We start from the raw sequence: 21,702 nt of genomic DNA, 5'->3' as shown, positions 1-21,702 counted from the left end.
GGGCACGAAATGCCACGAAATACGAAAAACGATACTACCACTGTAACCCGAGAAGTAATATAACAAAGAGTGGCAGGTTTCCTGACTTACTTCAATATGATCTACCTTCCCACTCTTTACATAAAGAGCAGTGGCCATGGATTGATTCATACCTTTATCGAAGCTTACAGTAGCGGGTACTGTTCTAGTTTCACACTAGATTCCCTTTAATCATCATGAGTAGAATACACACATGAACACCACGTGACAAATGTAATATTTTGTTTCTTAAAGTCAGCTTCTAATGATTAAAAATAATACCCTCCAATCCGAATTTATGAAACATAAATAAATGATCTATTATCTACCACAACATAATTTAAAAACAGGCAATTGCAAAAAAAGAGGTGATCCAAATAAATGAATCACCTCTAAGAACAACAAAGTTGTATATAATATTATCAATAAATTACTTATTTACTTATCCCCTTTACTTATCCACATTTTAGCCTTAATAAACTGTGAATCATCAGATTGTCCATATTGACGTTGAATCGCTTGATTTACATTATCAGCATTAACAGTTCTCTCATTATTAGGATAATCCAAACGACGTGGACGTACACCTTCTGTTGCACCACCATCATGAGAAAGAACATTCTCATAAGTAGTCGAAGGGAATATATTCGGGTCATACGTAGCCTCTGTTGAAATAGCTTTTAGTGCAGCAGTAGTTATCGTACCTAGAGCATAAACTGGAAGGTCTATATGCCCTTTAGTATCCCCCACTGAATTATAAGGAATATTAGTTGTTGCAACATCACCATTGGTAGTATAATTCAACTCTGTACGATTCCACAAAGCGAAAGCTTCATAACCATTAATAGCTAAAGACTTCCATCTCTCTATCTGGATATTTTCCACAGATGCATCTACAACCTGTACCAAATAATCCTCTTTCATTTGAGCATAAGAACGCAAATCTCCTGTCGACTCTCCATAAAGTGTCATATATTTCTCTGGTGAACCATCTGTTGGATATACCAAAGGATACTTCTCTAATGCCAAGCGGTCTGCATTTTTAAGCAATGTTAGTGCATCCCCTGCAGGAACACTCCAACCACGTGCAGCAGCCTCTGCTAAAATAAAGTAAGACTCATCTCCACCAAAAACAATAGTTGGTGCCACACGAGAACCAATAGTTCCAGGATTTATTCCACATACAATATTAAACTGAATAGAATCTGCGGTGTACTCTGCTTTTCCTGTATCTTCATTTACATCAAACCCACTTTCATTAATATAATATGAAGCACTAACAGTATTTCGATCATCTTCAGTCGACATATCACCATCCTTATCGATAACATATTGTCCATACCATCCTTCATCTTGATTAGCTCCTCTTGCTGAAATAAATGATACAGGTTTCCATGGCTGTCCAGGTCTTGCAACCTCTTCGAATGGATTAAAATACGTCTGACCTGTCCAAGCTACATAATCTCCAGATTTGTTTCTCATGATATGAGCTCCCAAGTAAAATAGACGTGGATCTTGCATCTGCTGTGCTCTATGCAAATATTCATCTCCTAAATAAGAATAAGCGAATCCTCCTGACTTACCATTTATCGCAGATCCCGAGCCATTCTCATGACTTCCCCATGGACCTCCATTGGTACTATGCGTAATCATCGCAGCATCTGTATTATCATAAGAAGTAACAAACCCAGCAGCATTAGCAGCAGCTTCTTCTACAACACCCTGTGACCATGCCAAATCTGCAGCAGAGGCTCTCATTCCAATTCTCAATAACATTGAATTAGCCAAACGTGCCCAAGCTTTTGCACGAGCTTCTTTATCAAGATGACCATATATGATATCTTCTGTTTGACCAAATGTTGTAGCATTGGTACTCAATAAAATATCACGAGACTCTATCAACTCTTTCACAAAATCTTTGTAAATATCCTCTTGCTCGTCATATTTAGGATAAAAAACACGATCATCATATCCATGACCTCCCTCGAAATAAGGAATATCACCATACATATCTGTCAATCGCTGAAAACAAATCACCTGAAAGATACGACCTTCTGCAATCTTTGCATCATTAGATCCATCTCCATTAGCCTCTGTCATTTTAGCAATCATATCGCGACTATTCTTGATCGCACCTGTATACATGGATCCCCACTTTGCTGAAGAAAAGCTATTCGAAGCATAATATCCTTCACCTGACTGATAAGCATCTTGCATTACCCCTGAAAGCGGCCCTGACATAATCAAGTTTCCACGCCACTCTTCAGCTCCACCACCAGCATAACTCAACTGAATTCCAACAAATTGGTAGCCAGGATTCATCTCATTAACTGTGTTAGGGTTCGTATTTATCGATTCAAAATCGTTCGTACACGATGAAAGCAACCCTACAATCATCGCTATTATGTAAATATTTAACCTTTTCATCTCTTACTTAGAATTTTACATTTAGATTAAAACCAAAGCTTGCAGGTAGAGCCATATTACCCGACTCAATTCCAAGACCACCATTACTAATAGAGTAAGCTGCTTGCGGATCTATATTATCTGTTGCCTTATAGATATAACCTAAGTTCTTACCAAAAAGACCTACATTAATCCCACGTATATAATCGATATTCGAGAACCATTTAGATGGTAGACTATACATCACACTCAACTCTTTTACCGAAATATAAGATGCATCATAGACAAACTCTTCGTCAATCCCTGCTACTGATCCATAAAAGTCCTGTGGTGCTGATGTTGTTCCTTTTCCTTCTAGCTCACTTGGGTACCATACTGCACCATCCGTATATTCACCACGTTCTAAAGTCCCTTTGTGCTTTCCTGTAGAGTAAGCAGAAGCCTCAGTCGCAGAATATACATCACCTCCGAATTTAGCATCTAACACAAAGTTCAAAGTAAAGCCTTTATAAGTAACGGCATTCACCCACCCAAACATGATATCATGAACTCCTGAACCAATAGCTGAATAACTAGAAGTTGCAATAGGACGTCCATTATCATCTAGACTTATTGTTCCATCCTCTTCTCTTTGATAAGTAGTACCAATGATTGTTCCATACTCTAATCCTGGAGATGCAATAGTAGATACTCCACCACCACTCATTAGAATCAATTGATCAACATCTGGAGCAAGCTCTTCAACTTTATTCTTATTCACAGCAAAATTGAATGTTGTATTCCATGTCACATCCGCTGTTTTCACTGGTGTAGCATACAATTGGATCTCTACACCTTGATTTCGTATTGAACCAGAATTCACAATAGCTGAATTATAACCAGAGGCATCTGATACTTGTACTGGTACAATCTGATCCACTGACAAAGAGTTGTAATACGTGAAATCGAAACCTAATCTATTAGAGAAGAACTTCAATTCTGTACCTATTTCATATGAAGTCATCGTAGATGGCTTCAAAGTCGCATTAGGAATTGTGCTACCATTAATACCACCTGATGGCATATTTGCACCACCCCAACCTGGGTGTTGATTATCATCTAAGTTATATTGCAATAGTAACTGGTAAGGGTCTGTATCTGAACCTACTTGAGCCCATGATCCACGTACTTTTGCAAAAGAGATAAACTCAGGCAATTCAAATGCATCAGAAACAACAAAAGAAGCTGCAACCGAAGGATAGAAATAGGAATTATTATTTGAAGGAAGCGTCGAAGAGTAATCATTACGAGCACTTACATCCACAAATAAGAAGTTATTATATCGTAACTGAGCCGTTCCGTATAGAGAGTTAATTCGTCTATGCGAATACCCAGTATATGCTGTATTATTCTGTCCTTTATTAGGAACCTGTAAATTAGGATCAGCAAAAGTATCCGAATTAATTCCAATACTTTCGAACTCTTTATCCCATCTCGAAGCTCCAGCATTAACGGTCAAACCAAATTTCTCATTGAAATCCTTATCATAAGTAATCAACGCATCCATATTGGTTTCAATATTTTGATTCTTCTCCATATTAGCCCTACCATTCTCATAGTATGGTGTTCCAATTGGATACAAGGCATTGCTATTATAATAAGTTAAATCACTACCATAACGTACCTGTGCACTCAAATCTTCAGTAAAATTAAACTTAGCTGAAACCATCGAGATCAAACGATCCTTATCGTAGTTATTCTCCACTTCATTCAATGTCCAATATGGATTACTATTATTTAGACCAATACCAATAGGCAAGCCTGTAACAGGATCTTTATAATTCTGCAACTGTCCTAAGGAAACATTATTTGGGACTCCTAGAAGTTGAGCTGTTGGATTAAATGCAGAATTTCCCGACAACGAAGCGTCCGCTTTCTCATTGGTATATGAGATCTTTGCATTCAACTCCAATTTTCCTTCAAAAGCTTTCGCGCCACCATTTAATGACAAAGCATTTCTCTCATATGTTGTCTCTGGAACCAATCCATCATTCGATGTATTACTATATGAGAATCTCACGTTTGAATCGTCTCCTCTATTGGTTACAGAAACAGAATTTGTCCACGTTGTTCCATTCTCATAAAAGTTATTTTCATTATCATAAAAACGATAATCTGAATCATTTCCTTGATAATCCACATAACTCGATTGATTAGCATAACTATTACCCCACATAGAGGTATTGTTATTTGCATCAGCTTGAGATGTTGGCGCTACTCCATAACGACCTTGACCATAAACATCTTGCCAATCAGAATAAACACGAGCTTTATCTAGTGTAAAGTTAGAGTTGAATTCCACCTGAGTACCCTTTGCTCCTGTACCTGATTTGGTTGTTATAAGAACCACACCATTCATCGCTCTTGTTCCATAAAGTGCAGTTGCTGATGCACCTTTCAATACAGATATATTTTCAATATCATCTGAAGAAATTCCTGATAATCCATTACCTGAATCGATACCACCGTTGTCTCCATCATCCGCGTTAGAGAATTGGTTATTCGCAATAGGCACACCATCCACAACATATAATGGTTGGTTACTTCCACTTAAGTTTGCGTTACCTCTGATTATAACCGAAGAAGAACTACCAGCTCCTTGCCCCGTTTGGTTCACCTGCACCCCAGCCAAACGACCAGAAAGTGAACTCATTACGTTAGCATCCTTAGCTGTTGCATAAGCCTCATCTCCGACTTCTGAAGCAGCATAACCTAATGACTTCTTCTCTCTCTTGATACCAAGAGCAGTTACAACTACATCATCTAGTTGTTCTAAGTCTGCTTCTAAGGTAACATTCTGAACATCCTGTCCTGAATAAGCAACCTCAAGTGTTTTCATCCCTACAAATTGATATACAATTGTTGAGCTAGATTGATAATCAGGAGTAACTTTCAAACGGTAGTTACCATCAAAATCAGTAACCGTACCGATATTTGTTCCTTTAATCAAAACCGTCGCTCCTGGCACAGGCATTTGATCTTGACCTGACTTAACATTACCAGTTAGAAATTTATCTTGTGCAAATAGTGCCGAAACACTGAATAGCATCACAAACACAAGAGAAAATTTTCGTAACCACTGCAATTGGTGAATCTTCTTCATCTTTTTGTTGTTAGTAATATGATAATAAAACTTTGTTCTTTCTCACTCTTAAGAAGCAGAGTCTAATTACTTCTCAAGAGCTCTTAGCAAACCTATCTGAAATGCTATCATTTTCTTATTTTCTTATCCCAACGATGGCACTACTATAGATTTAAACATATCTACATGACCTAACAATAGCACATAAAACACTCTTATACAGTCAAATAAACACAACATGTTCTAAAACATTAAACTAACAGGTTACAACACCAATTGTTCAATTTAAAATACTAATTATTACTAACTTAGATCTTCATTATACTCCATATAAAGTCCTTTTACTACAATCTAAACACTCATTAACAATACCCCTATTTTGTAGATATGATATATAGTAATTCGTAAAAATTAATTTAATGACATAAAAAAATCGCGTATGTTTATACAACTAAACACACACGATATTTACACTATATCGAACTTATCTTAACTTGATATTAGGAAATAGTTCACAAATAGATTTCATTATACATTAAACATCAACTAGAATGCTTCTGTCATGTTAAAATACAGAAGCGTATTTCCAACAATTGGATCTCGACCAATATCCATCCTAAAATTCATTCTTGGCTGTACTTCAATTCTTAAGCCAACACCATAGTTGGGTAGTACCCCATCAATATCCCATGGTGATGGTCCCATAAACCCAACGCCTCCCCATGCAGCAAACCCAAGCTTACTCAACATTTTAGTAGCAAAGTTATGAGGTTCAATATTGAGCATATGTCTATATTCACATATTATTGCAGAGGCCGACTTATCTCGAAACTGACCTTTATAGTAACCTCGTAAATCAAAAGGAGAACCAACCGATGGATACTGCGTAAATGGAATATCCCCCGAAGCATAACTAGACTTTGCCATCCAAGCCAACACAGAACGCTCTCCCAATCTAGGCAATCTTAAATATTGGCTATAGGTAAAATCTGTCACATTAAAAGTATAATCACTACCGAATATCGTTGCATACTGTAAAAATTGCAGATCGAAATAGATACCACGATAGGCATTTGCGGGGACATCTCGTGTATCATAACTAACTTTGAACCCCAATCCAGAGGTCAACATATCTATCCCTTCGGACTCCCCTCCATCTGCTACATAATAAGGATCCTCTTGCACCCCCTTTGAAGGATCTGTTATTTTATTTATACGTAAATCATACACTGGTCCAACGAAAAAATCACTCGAAGGAATTCGAAACAACACTATCGGATTAATCTGAAACATACTATTACTGTATGAAGTCGTACTATCTGATCTTGTAATACTCTTATTCTCAGAATAACCTATACCATAATAATTATCAGTGGTATTCACATAAGTATATTTACCCATTAACCTTATCTTATCCTCCTTAAAAAAAAGCTGTGGCCTAACCAATAAGTTTACTCCACCCTCAAATAAGAAAGCAAAAGCAACAGGAACCACAGATCTTTTACTAATAGTATCTTGCATATTCATCTGAAAAGTAAACAATGCACTTCCTCCAATTAAAATACCAAAATCAGGAGTATAACCAGGACCTCCAAGAATGCTAAAACGCAGATTCTTTGTAGAGTCCCTTTCTGCTTTCGCTTTATTTTTTTCACTTGCAAACGAAGTGCCAACGACACACAAAAGAACGAGTATTAATATTCGTCGTAAAACCATTGAGTCTTTTCTTTAGATGTTATAACTTATTAAACACTAGGAGAATCAAAATAGTTTAGCCCGAATAAAAAAAGATACTAATTACAAGCCCCCAAACATTGATCTCCCATCCTCCATTCGCTGACAAAAGATATACCATGTTATCGTAATAGATCAAAAAAAAAGTTACACTTAAAAGAAAAACACCTACTATACGAAGTAAGTGTCTCTCATTTAATTTTACATAGAATCTACAATTTCAAAATCCGTACAATATTTACAAAGATATCAGTATTCTCCATCACGCCTGAGAAAGAATCACTCATAGGACCATAAGTATAAATAGGAACCATTACACCTGAATGACCTCCATTCTGAAAATCAACATCGACTTCGCCTTTAGATAAATCTCCTCCATTCAATGTTAACCCACCTGTTTCATGATCTGCAACAATTATAACGAGAGTCTCTCCATCTAATTCAGCCCATTTCAAGACCTGTCCTACTGCCTGATCAAAATCAAATATCTCTTCTATTAGGTCTCCCACATTATTAGCATGTCCACAATCATCAATTCTAGACGACTCAAACATCGCAAAGAAACCTCTCTTATTCCTATCCAAATGAGTTATTGCCATATTAACAGCATCTTGAAACTCATCTTTTCTCTCCATTGCTAATGGAATCTGCCCCTCTTCAACAACTGCAAACAACCTCTCTCCTTGATATATCTTTGCCTCTTCCAACGAAGATACAACATGGTATCCTTTTTGGTCTAACTCCTTAAGGAGATCTCTCTTATCTGATCGACGGTTAAATTGACGACGGCCTCCTCCAAATACAACATCTAGATTACTATCAAGATATCCCAGTGCAATTTCTTCCTCATTTTCACGCTCCTTGTTATTCGAAACAAAACATGCAGGAGTAGCATCAGTTAAACCACAAGTCACTACAATACCTGTCGATAACCCTTTTGCTTTTGCAAGATCCGTAAGCGAATCCATAGGCTTATTACCCACATCCACACCAACTGAATGATACTTTGCTTTGACACCAGTAGCAATAGCCGTACCAGCCGCACCTGAATCTGTAATCAATTGATCTTCACAATACGTTTTAGTCAATCCAACATGCATTGTTCTGTCCACCATATTTAGCTTCCCTCGGTTTGCAACCCATGCAGAAGAACTATGAGTTAAACCCATCCCATCACCTATCATCAAGATCACATTCTTAACTTTATTCTTCTTCGATGGAAGAACATCAACCAGCTCATATCCATTATCACTAGTGTACACATGGCTCCTCCTTGTTTGAGAAAAAACATCCATCGATAAAAGCTGCATGAATAATAATATTAAAATAGTTATTCTCATTACTCCGATCTCTTTACATACAACATATTATCAGGGATAACCATTTCCGAAGAATAGACACTTGACATTCCAACATCTAATTTCTGTCCCATATACGATTCAAAATATTCCAACCTAATCTTATGATATCCTGCATCCAATGCAACCAGACCATCTCTTCTTACAACTCCATGAGCCCCATCATTATTAACAACCACACAATCATCTATGGTTAAAACGGAACCATCATCAGTATAGGTATAGAAACGATAAAATGCTCTGTGTGGAATTTTTATCCAGCCTTCAAATACAAACCCATAATAATCCTTGACTAAAGCCTTATCAATGCCAAAATTCGGCAAAACACCCTTACCTTTTAATTGTCCTGAATCAATAGAAGAAACATTTTCGAATTGACCTTCATAATATCTATAGTAAATTCCATTCACAACATCTCCAGGATTCATTGAAGATAAAACCTCTGTAGTATCAGTGATAGAAGGCATTCCAGAAGGATAATGAAACATAAAATCCCTTCCTTTATGAGTACGGATCCAACTATCATAGGAAAAGGAACCTTCATTTAAACGAATAATTCGACCTCCGATAGGTATCTTTCCATAACTATCTGCACCTGATCTCTGTCCATAACCAAGACCGACACCTTTATAAACACCGATAAAGTTATTATTATGATCATGACCAACGAACACCCCCATTACATCTTGTTTTTCTATCATCGAAGTAAATAAACCTGAATTTAGATCCGAACTTGCAACTCCCTCGTATTGTAATCCAACTTTTAAAGAGTCAGATAACAACTCTTTATATTCAGGTAATGGAATATGAAAAAAAGCCAACGAAGGAATAGCTCTATCTCCATTTGTTTGTCGGTATGAGTCACTCAGGTTTCTATACCATTCAATCTGATCATAATGTATCCAATCGTAATCTGTAATCTTAGGGTTAATTCCATACTCATTTGAATCCATACAATATACAACAGCTTCCACCTTATCGCTAGAAGAACCAATAATAGGTAGATCAAAATTACCTACCCCTGTTACGTTACCAACCTCTCCAATAAAAAACGGTTTCGTCTTCAAATAATTAAATATCTCGGCTCTCTTGATATCTGGTTCACTATCATGATTTCCTAGCACTACTGTCCATTTAACCTGATTCTTTTCAAACACTTTTGCGATTCTTGCCCATCCCTTCTTAGAGGGATCATCCGTAACAATATCACCTGTCAATATAACTAAATCAGGTTTTTCTTCTGTCAAAACTGAATGGATAGACATCAACGTCTCGTGACATTTTGGCGATGAATTACTCCAGTGAATATCTGTAAACTGAGCTATTATAAAGGTCTTATCTTCTCTAAATCGTAATCCATAACTCTTTGAGGAATCAATCGATTGATCACAACCAGTGATAAATATTCCACTCCATATAAAGAGTGAATAAAATAGAATATTCTTCATCATAATATTTTAATATTAACACCTAATAATTACTTTGTAAGGATAAGATCTTATCCTTACAAAGTTCATTTACCAACCAATGTTCTGTTTAATTCCAGATATCGCCACATCATCATTAGGAATTACCCATACATGATGTATTAAAGGGTTATATTCAGGTCTAGCCGGACGCACCTCAACGATTGTAAATGATGAATTAGGATCTGTACGATCGTTATAACTCCTTCCATGCAAGGGTTGATTATATACACGATCAGCATCTTTCCATCTTACAAGATCAAAATGTCTATTTGCAAACTCTCCTGCTAATTCAACTCTTCTCTCATGCTTTAATTCATCCAAACCTGCATTAACGACAGGAGTAAGCCCAGCTCTAACTCGAACTTTATTAATATCACTGTCTGCATTTTCCCCCTTCATTAATAGTGCTTCAGCTCTCATCAGAACAACCTCTGAATACCTTAATATTGGAACATTCAGTTTTGTTGTAGGACTGTTACCATTAGGGTTCACTGTTGTTCCTACAGCACCTTCAAAACCAAAAGGACTCATATATTTATTAAACTGAAAACCTGTTCGAGAATTTTGTGAAGCGTATCGCTTTGTGGTACCCAACCACTGAAACTCTCTTCCATATTCTAAGATAGTCACTTCCTTACGATGATCTCCTATTTCAAACGAATTGTAGAGTTCTAATGATGGCTGATAATACCCCCAACCATTATAATCCCCCCAACCTTTATTCTCAAGCATTACTCCAGGCAACTTACTCCCTGCATCTACACCAGATACCACAGACCAAATATATTCACTTCCATAATTCTCAGAAGCTTTAAACACCGCTTGATAATCTTGATCGGGGTGACCTGTATTAAGCACAGCCCTCTCTGATCCAGAATTTGTCACCTTGTCACAATACTTAACCACCTCACTCCACTTACTATTATCATACTGAGCCCAATACAAGTATGTCTTAGCAATATAAGCCAATGCCGCATCTTTATGGGCACGACCAAGGTCTCTACTCTCATAGGAGGTAAAAAGAGGTAAAAATTCAACCGCTTTCTCCAGATCACTAACAATCTGCTTATAATTATCTATAACACTCTGAGGACGAGAAAAGTTTGTCGAATACATATTTTCTTCAGTTACGATTGGCACTCCTCCATTATCACCATTATCACCATAAGTATGAGATAACCAGAAATAGTGGAATCCTCTCATGAAATAGGCCTCTCCTAAGATTCGATTCTTTAGCTTTTGCTCTATTTGAATTTTGGGAACATGAACCAAAACATCATTAGCACGTCGAATAACCTTATAACATTGTGGATACATCCAACTATAATAGCTTTCATCTCCACTCAAATTAAAATGAACGGCAGCATCTGCTTTTGCATTTGTTCGACCTGTAACCATGTCATCCGAGGCATTAATATACCAAAAAAAACCTCTCGAAAACATATCTTCATCTTTCATATAATAGTACATAGCATTTGCTGCAGCAATAGCATCTGCTTCTGTTTGCCAATAATTCCCAGAGGTTGCACTCCCTAGTGGAGTCTTTTCTGTGAACTCTTTTGTACAACCAGATGCCACAAGAAGACACAAGAGCATTGTATAAATTCTATTTAAGCTTTTCATATTAACAAATTATAATATCATTAAATAAAGAATGTCGTTCTTAGAAGTTAAACGAAATACCTGCTGCATAAGTTCTTGGAACAGGATAAGCTCCTACATCCAATCCCCGATTCCCAACCTCTGGATCCATTCCTGTATAGTCCGTTATCGTAAAGACATTCTCAACAGTAGCGTAGACACGTAACGAAGATCCTGGGAGGACCGTATGCATCAATGAGCGAGGTAAGGTATAGCCAACTGTCAGATTCTTCAATCTTAAATAAGAAGAATCCTCAAGATACCATGTCGAATTCGTTCCAAAATTTCTATTATCATCTGTTACTTTTATCATTGGAACACCACTATTCGTATTTGCAGGGGACCAAGCCTCAAGAACTCTTCGATCTCTATTATAGGTCTGCTCGGATAAATTATACGTCGAATACTTATATCCATTAAATACCTGAGCTCCCGACACTCCTTGAAAAAGACATGAGACATCAAAGTTTTTATACTCCATATTCAATGTCAAACCAAAAGTTAATGTCGGAAAGGCGTTACCGTGGAAAGTCCGATCTCCATCTGAAATCTTGCCATCTCCATTTGCATCTCGAAACTTCAAATCCCCAGGCTTTGCATTAGGTTGTATTAACACTCCATCTTTCTGATGTGCTTCAATTTGTGATTGATTCTGGAAAATCCCTTCCGCCTCTATCAAATGATATGAGTATAATGACTGCCCAGGTTGTGACCTAAAAGGATATAATGTCGATCTAACATTATCGGAGTGGTAAATATATTTACTAGTATAACCATCTAGATCTTTTAGTTTATTTTTTATAGAAGATATATTTCCTTGAATACCATATTTGAATACCCCATCATGATTTCTATATGCCAAAGATATCTCATATCCTTTATTGATTACATTACCCACATTAGATGTTGGTCCATTGGTCACACCTGTATGTGGATCGGCTGCATTTGTTAAGATCATATCTTTTGTGTTTTTTACAAAATAATCTGCGATTATCTCAACCTTACCGTTAAATAAAGAAGCATCCATTCCGATTCCATATGTCTCCGCCCTTTCCCATTTCAAATCAGGGTTAGACTGTTGATTCACATAGTAACCAGGGATATATTCAGGCACTTTTCCCAAATATGGTTTTTGACTACTCATTGGAACATTATATGCATAATAACTCACAGACTGGATATTACCTATTTCCCCCCATGATGCTCTAAATTTCAAAGAAGAGATCCAATCGATAGACTCCATAAAAGACTCCTCAGAAACCCGCCATGCCCCTGATATCGAACTAAAAACATCACTATTATTCTTTGGAGCCAAACGAGAGGTTCGATCTCCTCTAATACTCAATGAGATAAAATACCTATTATCGAAATCATATCTCACTCTACCGATCAAAGAAATCAATGCATCTTCATATGCTTTAGAGGACCAACTGGTTATCTCTCCTGCATTACTTAAATACTGATACCAACTCTCTTCTCTAGCAAAATTTTGTGCATAAATAGTATTTCTTTCATAAGTTGTCATCTGAGCTGTATAAACCCCAGTTAGATCAATATGATGCCTATTTACATCTAAGTCATAATTTATCTGGTTATCCCAAATCCACTTACTCCTTTTCGACCAAGATTGATTCAAATAATTCATATCTGTTCGTCTTCCCGATTCTGGGATTTTTGGAGTGAATTTCTTATATTCGGTACCCATCAAATCAACAGCATACGAACTCTTAAATTTTAGCCCTTTCAATGGTTTATAAGTGATATAACCATTAACATTAAAGGTTGTTTTAGGATTCGTAACTGTCGGCCTATTTAATAGTGATACAGGATTATATACATCCCCATAAGAACCTGCAAATGCAGACCCTGCTGGTGCCACACCATGGTAATTACCACTCTCATCATAGACTGGTGCTGACGAAGGCATATATATTGCATTAATAATTGCACCTCCATAGCTACTTGAAGTATTGGCACCAACGGAGTAGCCTTTTGTAGCATATATATTCTCACCAATAGATATCTTATCAGACAAATCATATTCACTCTTCATTCTGAATGCAAATCGATTCATTTTAGTACCAAGAAGTAATCCCTCTTTGTCCAAATAGTTGAAAGAAGACATATAGCGTCCTTTATTACCACCACCTGAAACTCTGATATTAATGCTCTTCACATAAGCATCTCTAAAAATCTCATCCACCCAATTTGTACGAGTTACCGCCCCCCAGGGATTTTGAGCCACATCATGTACAGCCAATCGAGCAACACCACTATTATCAGCTGCATTATTGTAAGCCGAATTCTGTTGTTCTGCCGTCAAAGGAGTGGGGGTATTAGTTGCCTGTTGTACACCTGCATACATATCGACACTAACCTTGGGCTTGCCACTCTTCCCGCTTTTTGTTGTAACCACAATCACACCAGAAGAGGCTTGAGCACCATAGATAGATGATGAAGCCGCATCCTTTAGAATCGTAATACTCTCAATATCATTGGGATTAATCGCACCTCCATAATAAGGCATCCCATCAACAACCCACAAAGGCGATTCGCTATTCACAGAACCGACACCACGTATAACTACATTTGCCTGTTTTGACGGATCTCCTCCTTGTTGAACCACCGTAACTCCAGCAGTATTTCCTTGAAGAAAATCTGAAGTATTTGTTACAGGACGGCTACTAATTTGTTTAACATTATTTATTGTTGCGATAGATGAAGACAGGTCAGATTTCTTAGCCGATCCATACCCAATAGCAACAACCTCTTCTAATCCAACATAACGACTCTTTAGAACAACATTCAAAATACTCTTAGCATCGAGGGGAGTTTCTAACTGCTCCATTCCAATATAGGAAAAAACCAATATCTCATCTTTCGAAACCCGATCTAACAGATATCGACCATTAAGATCTGTTACTGTTCCTCTTGAAGTACCCTTTATTGCAACGGTAACCCCTGGTATCGGAGCTCCATCGACTCCAGTAACAACTCCTGTTACTTCCCCATTCTTATCATCGATAACCTGCGGAGTGGATGATGATAGTATAGACCTACTTATTAACAATTTTGCATGTGTTACCTCAGATAAACACATTGCGACCAAACAAAGAGCAATTGCTCTCAATTTTATCCAGTACAGATGTTTCCCAAATAAATGAGAAACTACATTTTTTTTCATAACTTTGTATTACTTATTCAAAATGATAGACCTGCTGATAACAGGTTTGTTTATCAAAGGAAGGTGTTGGCGCACCTTCCTTTTTTAACTACAATAAAAACGATACTACGACACGAATAATGCATAGCATACTACTTAATACTACATTTACTTAATCCATATTTATCTTCTTTATAGAGTTCATATCCATAAGAAAATTAGGTGTTTTTCATCTATTTCAATTGAAAAATATGGATAAAAAACAATGGATTCTAATGCTTTGTTCTAAAAATTTAAGGAATAATTCATAATTAATATTTGTCTCATATTGAAACTATTTTGAAATCTCTAATTGATCTACACTTAATCTTACTCACGATTATTTTAGATTATGAAACATTTTTTAATCTACCAAATCACCATTTACATCAACCAATAGCAAAAAAGTCACGAACAGATCTTTTTGACCAAACCCAAAAAAAGGAGGACTATCTAGAATAAGACAGCCCCCCTGATCATTATTAACCACTATATAATACCTATTGAACTATCAAATTAACTATCGAATCTTGCGAATATATCTTGTTTAGACAAGGCATAAAAATCGAAGCATCGCTCTCCCAACGGTGAGTTTTTTTAACGAAGTATAAACGATATAGAACACAATCATATAGATCACTTCATGACTTAATTGGTATGACTAGACACTAATCAATATCCCACCATATGTCGGTACTCATTAAATCAGGACCGTTTAAAAGTGCAAGCCCTTTTTTATATCCCGAAGGGTTTAATAAACTCTCTTTATTTGAATAACGTAACCTACGAGGAAGATCATCTTGTACATCAGGTGCCAAGGATGTGAATATATAGGACTTGCCTTTCACTGTCTCACCCTCTTCATTCAACACACCTTTCTCATCCACAAACGAAACCTCCCCTGGTTTTACCAATATTTTAGGATATCCTGTTCTTCGATATTCAGCCCATGCGTTAAATGGCTGCATATACAATGAAATATATTTTTGGGTAAGAACACGCTCTTCGTTTGCAGGGGATAAAAGAGCAACATAATCATTGATATTAGAAGCTGTCACACCCCATCGATCCAAAGAAGCCGCTACACCTCTCTTGTAATAAGCATCATCCCATCCATTCCACTCTGATAGAATAAGGCACACTTCACTGTAACCCATAATCGTATTCTTAAAGGTCGCTTGGATCGGCATGTTGGGTAATGAAGTGGCTCCAATACCAATACGAGATGTAAACACACTCTCCAAACCATAAGGCATCCCCTCATAATTATCCACTTGATACGTACCACTACCCAACAAATCACTTGCTGATGGGATATAACTCTTATGAATAATCTGAGGACCTGAACTTGCAAAGGCAACTGCTTCAATCGGAGCCGCAAAATAATATAACCTTGGGTCGACTTGTGCAAATGGTCCAGACACCCCTTTTAGTAGATCTACAAAAGGTTTTGCTACAGCAAAATCTGATCTATTATCGATCGCAAAAGCTCTATAAAAAGGGGATGCATTTGCAGCAACCGCATCACTAGTAAAAAATGCACTATCATCATTACTTTGCATCACACCACTATCCAAAGCTTTCTGTATGGCCTCCGTAGCCACCTCAGGCAACACCTTAGAAATACGCAATGCTCCTCTTAAGATCAAAGAGTTAGCCAACCGCTTCCACTTCCTGGCATCTCCTTGATAGATATTATCTCCCGAAGAGAAAGCAATTTTATCCTCATGAATCATATCCGCAGCCTCTCTCAACTCATTCAATATATCTAAATATACCGACTGAGGATCCGCATATATTGGATTCACCACTTTGTTGCGAGCTCCTAGAGCCTGAAAATCATCACTCTTATTTCCATAAGAGTAGTATGGTATCGGACCATAACTCTCGGTAAGAACCATAAACACCCATGACTTTAATATCCTTGCCACCGCCACTTGGTTATCACTATCACCATAAAGTGCAGCTTCCAATCGTTGTTGTGGGTCCGCATTGATCTCTTCTATCTCTTTAAGATCCATCAAATCAAGATATATCTGTGACCATCTTGAAGCGTTGGTATTCTCATCAAAAACATATCGATCTTCATTTGTATAGTTCGTTTGTGCCCAATATTGCATCCAAACTAAAGCCGAACGCCCTGCATACGATTTATCTCGAAGATGATGAATCAAACTGTTCTGCGACTTGATCAACAAAGTAGTCACAGGCACCCTATTAGGTGCGTTGGGGTTAACATTGGTCTCTGTCAATTGATCTCCACATCCAATTAGAAATAAAAAGATTGGGAACAACACGATATATCTATTAAATCTTAGTTTCAACATAACTTTATCTTTTTATTTCTATTACAAACTGAACTGAACATTCACACCATAATTGGCTGTCGAAGGAAGGGCCCCTCCCTCAATACCTTGCACGTTACCTGATGAGGTAACAGCCATTTCAGGATCTATATTCGTATTATCGAGCCCCCAAGTATATAGGTTTCTACCATAGATTGAGAAACGTAAATTCTGAATAGGACCCGTCAAACGACTTGGGAACTGATAACTTAAAGTAACCTCCCTCAACTTGATATAAGAAGCATCAAATATATTTTGAACATCGGGACCATAACGAAAATCTTTCCCATACTGACGAGCAGTAATCTCTGTGTCATTGGCAACGGCACCACTTGAAGTCACATTATCTTTGGTCACATGTACAACATTCCCATCAGCATCAAACTTGCCATAAACACCATCTAGAATCAAACCATGCTCTCGAATATCAACCCCATTGCGATATACTGTCTCTTCGAGCAACCCCGAAGACATACCGAATAGATTCGAGATAGAGTAATAGTTTCCACCTTTCTGAATATCAATCAAAGCAGATAGAGAGACATTCTTATAACGGAACTGCTGCTGTATTCCCATATTATAATCAGGAAGTACACTACCAATAACCTCTGGTGCTAATGTCTCAAGATATCTTCCATCAATCCCAACAACACGTTGACCTTGGTCATCATACACATAGTTAGTTCCCAAAATTGCACCATACGATGATCCGACAAAGGCATTCACCGTAACATTCTGTGGAGCAACCCCCATCTGGTAGTTATTTATACCCTCTTTCAACGACACCAACTTGTTATTATTCTTCGCATAGTTGACCGTAATATCCCAAGAGAAATTATTGGTCTTCACAGGCGTCGCATTCAATACCAACTCAAAACCATTATTGGTCATCACCCCTGCATTATCAAACATATGAGAATAACCTGAAGTACCAGAAAGTGCCACCTTGGTGATCAAATCCTCTGTGCGATTCCAGTAGAGTGTCGCATCAAAACCCAATCGATTATTAAAGAACATTGCCTCTAAACCAACCTCCTTGGCATAAGTCACCTCAGCTTTCAGATCGCCATTAGCCAAAACATCAGGCACACTATATTGAGCTACCCCTGAAAAGTTGGGCGAAGTGATAGCGTAAGTCTCCGACAAAGCGTAAGGATCCGTATCATTTCCTGTCTTGGCCCATCCTGCTCTCACCTTACCAAAGGAAAGCACCTCCGAAGATTCGAACCACGGCAATGAACTGAACACAAAACTTCCGTTCACCGATGGGTAGAAATAAGACCTATTCTCCACAGGCAGAGTAGAAGACCAATCATTTCGAGCAGTAACATCTACATACAAAACTCTTTTATACCCAGCACTCAGACGCCCAAACACACTATAGCCCAAACGATGTCTCTCATAGTCATCTACAATAGGAGGATCAACAGAATTCTTTGTATTATACAATCCCGAAATAAACAATCCACTCTGGGTTTCACCTGAAGTACGATAGAATTTATTCTTTCGTATATTTCCACCAACCAAAGCATCTAAAGACCAATCGTCTCCAACTTGCTTTTGCCACTGTGTGATCCACTCCACATTATTCTCTTGAAACTGTCTAACGGTCTCCGAATAACTTGGTGTATGACGTGACCCAACAGCCATACGGTCTGAATTCTGAAAGACATAAGAGTCATGATACACCTTCAAAGTTGAGCTCAATGATTTGGTAGGCCTCAAAGTCACACCAGCATTACCAATAAATCTATTTCGACTCTCCTCTGTGTAATTCTCATTCCGAATCCAGTATGGATTATTGATATACTTTGCTCTAGGATTTAAGGCAGAAGTACGGTTCCATGGATTATGTGTCCCATCCTCATTCTTATAGTTCTTCAATCTCTCATAGTCCAGTTGGCGTTGTCCCCACTGCGTCAACTGAAGCATCACATTGTTCGAACTATAACCAGTCACAGGACGACCTGTCACTTGATTATTGATAAAAGATCCACCAGCCGTAATCTCAATCATCTCACTAATCTTAGAGCGACCATTGAAAGTAACCGTATATTTATCCGAAGAGGCATTAGGTAGAAAACCGGTAGCATTCAAACTATGAAAAGACAGACGAAAATCACTATCCTCTTTCGAGCCAGATAAAGAGATCGTATTATTAAAAATCACCCCTGTATCAAAGAACTTATCAATATCATTCTCTGGAGCCACCCAAGGCCTTGTCTTCAAATAATTATCTGGATCTTGCGGATTCAATCCATCCCAATGCAACACCTGTTGATTCGGATCGAACTTAGGGCCCCAACTCTCATCCACATGATATGCCACCGTTGCATATGGCGTTCCGTCGATGGTCACCTTATCAAAGCTACTTAAACCACCGCCACCATATTGACTCTGTAGTTTTGGTAATCGATTCACTTTCTCCACAGAGACACCACTACGAATAGTGACCCCCAATCCAGGACGCTTACCCCCTCTCTTGGTCGTAATCATAATCACCCCATTGGCAGCTCTAGAGCCATAAAGGGCTGCAGCAGATGGACCTTTCAATACCGATATCGTTTCAATATCCTCGGGATTAATATCCTGAGACATATTTCCATAATCAATACCACTACCACCTGGTCGATCTTTACTCTCACTATAGTTGGCATTATCCAATGGGACACCATCAATTACAAATAGAGGTTGGTTCTCCCCTGTTATCGAATTAGCACCACGAATTAACACCCGAGTAGATCCACCAATAGCACTTGAAGAGCCTGAAATCTGTACCCCTGCTACCTTACCAGACAACTGAGCTACCGCATTCCCTTGATCTCCAGGTCCCACATTACTACCAGAAATATTCTGAACCGAATACCCTAGTGCTTTCTTCTCCCTTGAAACACCTAAAGCGGTCACAACCACCTCATCCACAGAAACATTATGTGATTCAAGAACAATTTTATAAAACTCTTTTTGGGTAATTTGGACCTCAACAGGCTTCATGCCAATATAACTTACAGTCAAGGTCTTTGCCTCAGAAGGAGGCGAAATTTGAAAGGAACCATCGAAGCTTGTGACAGTACCTATAGATGTAGAGGAAACAACAACGGTTGCTCCAGGAATTGGTTGGTTATCACGTTTTGAGATAACGAGGCCAGTTATTGCAGGTCTCTGACCGAGCGCAATATTTAAACTGACCAAGACGATAGCCGTCATGGCGAATAAACTCTTTTTCATAAAATATTAACCTTTCTAATTTGATACAGTCACACTCCATAATACTGGATGAATAATGAATTAATAATCTTAATAATCTCTCTTAAACAAAGCCACCTTGCTTATCAGAATAATCAACTGATAAGACAGGTAGCAGTTCAGAGAATGTTGTATAACAGGTCTCAAAGATAGGCAGTAATTATTTAAAAAGACAAATAGGTATTTTACTCTCTTTATCTAAATCATCCCCAAAAAGTCACATTTTCACAATCCATAACATCTATTGAACTTCAAAAGACAAATACCATAACCATTACTATATATAGGAAAGTTATTTTATCCACTCATAAAACATACCTCCAACTCCTTATTTACTCCAAAAAAATCAAACAATAAATATCAGAAGAGGCAATCTTTTCTCATTAATACAGTTAAACTCCGATTGAAAACCTCCTCGACACATCAAAGTGCCATGTTATACCAGAGAAGCAATGTTAGTCTTATACATCACCTCCATACTACTTTCCCCTGCACTTCCCCTGCCTTTAGTATGCAATGACTTGAAAAATATCCGAATATTGTCCGAGAATTCTCCGATATTCTGCCCAAATCGATGGACCATTCTCGAAGTATTCACGAACTATTCTCGCACAATTGCAGGGGAAGGGCAGGGGAAAGTCAGGGGAAGGTAGCTCTGAAGTCATATAAAAAAGTGGGGAATTAATAACGAAAATGGATCTGGGGTGAATAGATTCTTATACGTGAGTAATGGTGTTGATAGACAAAGACGAGTAGAACTCTTTTCAGATAAAATCGAGATCTAAAGAAAGTAGGATTACTAGAGAATAGAGTTGAGATATTACCAATAGAAGAGAGAGAGGGCAATAAAAAAGCCTAAATCAAGAAATGATTTAGGCTTAACAGGTGATCCAGGCGGGACTCGAACCCACAACCCTCAGCTTAGAAGGCTGATGCTCTATCCAGTTGAGCTACTAGACCGATCCTTAAAAAATATGTTAGTGTGATCCAGGCGGGACTCGAACCCACAACCCTCAGCTTAGAAGGCTGATGCTCTATCCAGTTGAGCTACTAGACCATACTTGGTATTACAAAAAAAGAGTGATCCAGGCGGGACTCGAACCCACAACCCTCAGCTTAGAAGGCTGATGCTCTATCCAGTTGAGCTACTAGACCATTTCTT

At 37.9% G+C, this 21,702-nt stretch carries 9 protein-coding genes, 3 tRNA genes and 1 riboswitch; all 12 genes read right to left on the bottom strand.

The genetic code is table 11. The annotated features are described in order from the left end of the window. Nucleotides 1–53: 53 nt before the first annotated feature. A riboswitch (cobalamin riboswitch) is annotated at nucleotides 54–259 on the bottom strand. Between the two features lie 197 nt (nucleotides 260–456). The 12 genes from K5X82_16690 to K5X82_16635 all read right to left on the bottom strand — a co-directional run bounded on the left by K5X82_16690 (nucleotide 457) and on the right by K5X82_16635 (nucleotide 21,695). Further along, nucleotides 457–2,445 (bottom strand): SusD/RagB family nutrient-binding outer membrane lipoprotein, encoded by a 1,989-nt coding sequence (locus K5X82_16690; GenBank protein QZT36851.1) that lies wholly within the window; start codon nucleotides 2,443–2,445, stop codon nucleotides 457–459. Between the two features lie 7 nt (nucleotides 2,446–2,452). Next, nucleotides 2,453–5,566 (bottom strand): SusC/RagA family TonB-linked outer membrane protein, encoded by a 3,114-nt coding sequence (locus tag K5X82_16685; GenBank protein QZT36850.1) that lies wholly within the window; start codon nucleotides 5,564–5,566, stop codon nucleotides 2,453–2,455. Between the two features lie 525 nt (nucleotides 5,567–6,091). Further along, nucleotides 6,092–7,261 carry a BamA/TamA family outer membrane protein gene (locus K5X82_16680; GenBank protein QZT36849.1) on the bottom strand — a complete coding sequence of 390 codons (1,170 nt, stop codon included), beginning with the start codon at nucleotides 7,259–7,261 and terminating at the stop codon, nucleotides 6,092–6,094. Between the two features lie 230 nt (nucleotides 7,262–7,491). Continuing rightward, on the bottom strand, nucleotides 7,492–8,589 hold the full coding sequence (locus K5X82_16675; GenBank protein QZT36848.1) for an alkaline phosphatase: 1,098 nt from the start codon (nucleotides 8,587–8,589) through the stop codon (nucleotides 7,492–7,494). A 29-nt stretch (nucleotides 8,590–8,618) separates the two neighbouring features. Then, nucleotides 8,619–10,088, bottom strand: a complete 1,470-nt coding sequence (locus K5X82_16670; GenBank protein QZT36847.1) for a metallophosphoesterase — start codon at nucleotides 10,086–10,088, stop codon at nucleotides 8,619–8,621. A gap of 66 nt (nucleotides 10,089–10,154) precedes the next feature. Further along, on the bottom strand, nucleotides 10,155–11,729 hold the full coding sequence (locus K5X82_16665) for a RagB/SusD family nutrient uptake outer membrane protein (GenBank protein ID QZT36846.1): 1,575 nt from the start codon (nucleotides 11,727–11,729) through the stop codon (nucleotides 10,155–10,157). A 40-nt stretch (nucleotides 11,730–11,769) separates the two neighbouring features. Continuing rightward, nucleotides 11,770–14,931 (bottom strand): TonB-dependent receptor, encoded by a 3,162-nt coding sequence (locus tag K5X82_16660; GenBank protein ID QZT36845.1) that lies wholly within the window; start codon nucleotides 14,929–14,931, stop codon nucleotides 11,770–11,772. Between the two features lie 686 nt (nucleotides 14,932–15,617). Continuing rightward, the gene (locus tag K5X82_16655; GenBank protein QZT36844.1) at nucleotides 15,618–17,276 is read right to left on the bottom strand and encodes a SusD/RagB family nutrient-binding outer membrane lipoprotein; all 1,659 of its coding nucleotides are present in this window, start codon (nucleotides 17,274–17,276) and stop codon (nucleotides 15,618–15,620) included. Between the two features lie 21 nt (nucleotides 17,277–17,297). Next, entirely contained in the window at nucleotides 17,298–20,522 is a 3,225-nt protein-coding gene (locus K5X82_16650) for a SusC/RagA family TonB-linked outer membrane protein (protein QZT36843.1), read from the bottom strand. Between the two features lie 904 nt (nucleotides 20,523–21,426). Further along, a tRNA-Arg gene (locus K5X82_16645) sits at nucleotides 21,427–21,500 on the bottom strand. Between the two features lie 23 nt (nucleotides 21,501–21,523). Next, nucleotides 21,524–21,597: transfer RNA gene (locus K5X82_16640), tRNA-Arg, on the bottom strand. A gap of 24 nt (nucleotides 21,598–21,621) precedes the next feature. Then, nucleotides 21,622–21,695 (bottom strand) — tRNA-Arg (locus K5X82_16635). Between the last annotated feature and the right edge of the window lie 7 nt (nucleotides 21,696–21,702).

Source organism: Prolixibacteraceae bacterium (genome assembly GCA_019856515.1).
GTDB lineage: Bacteria > Bacteroidota > Bacteroidia > Bacteroidales > Prolixibacteraceae > Halosquirtibacter > Halosquirtibacter xylanolyticus.
This window is presented reverse-complemented; position numbering and strand designations above follow the sequence as displayed.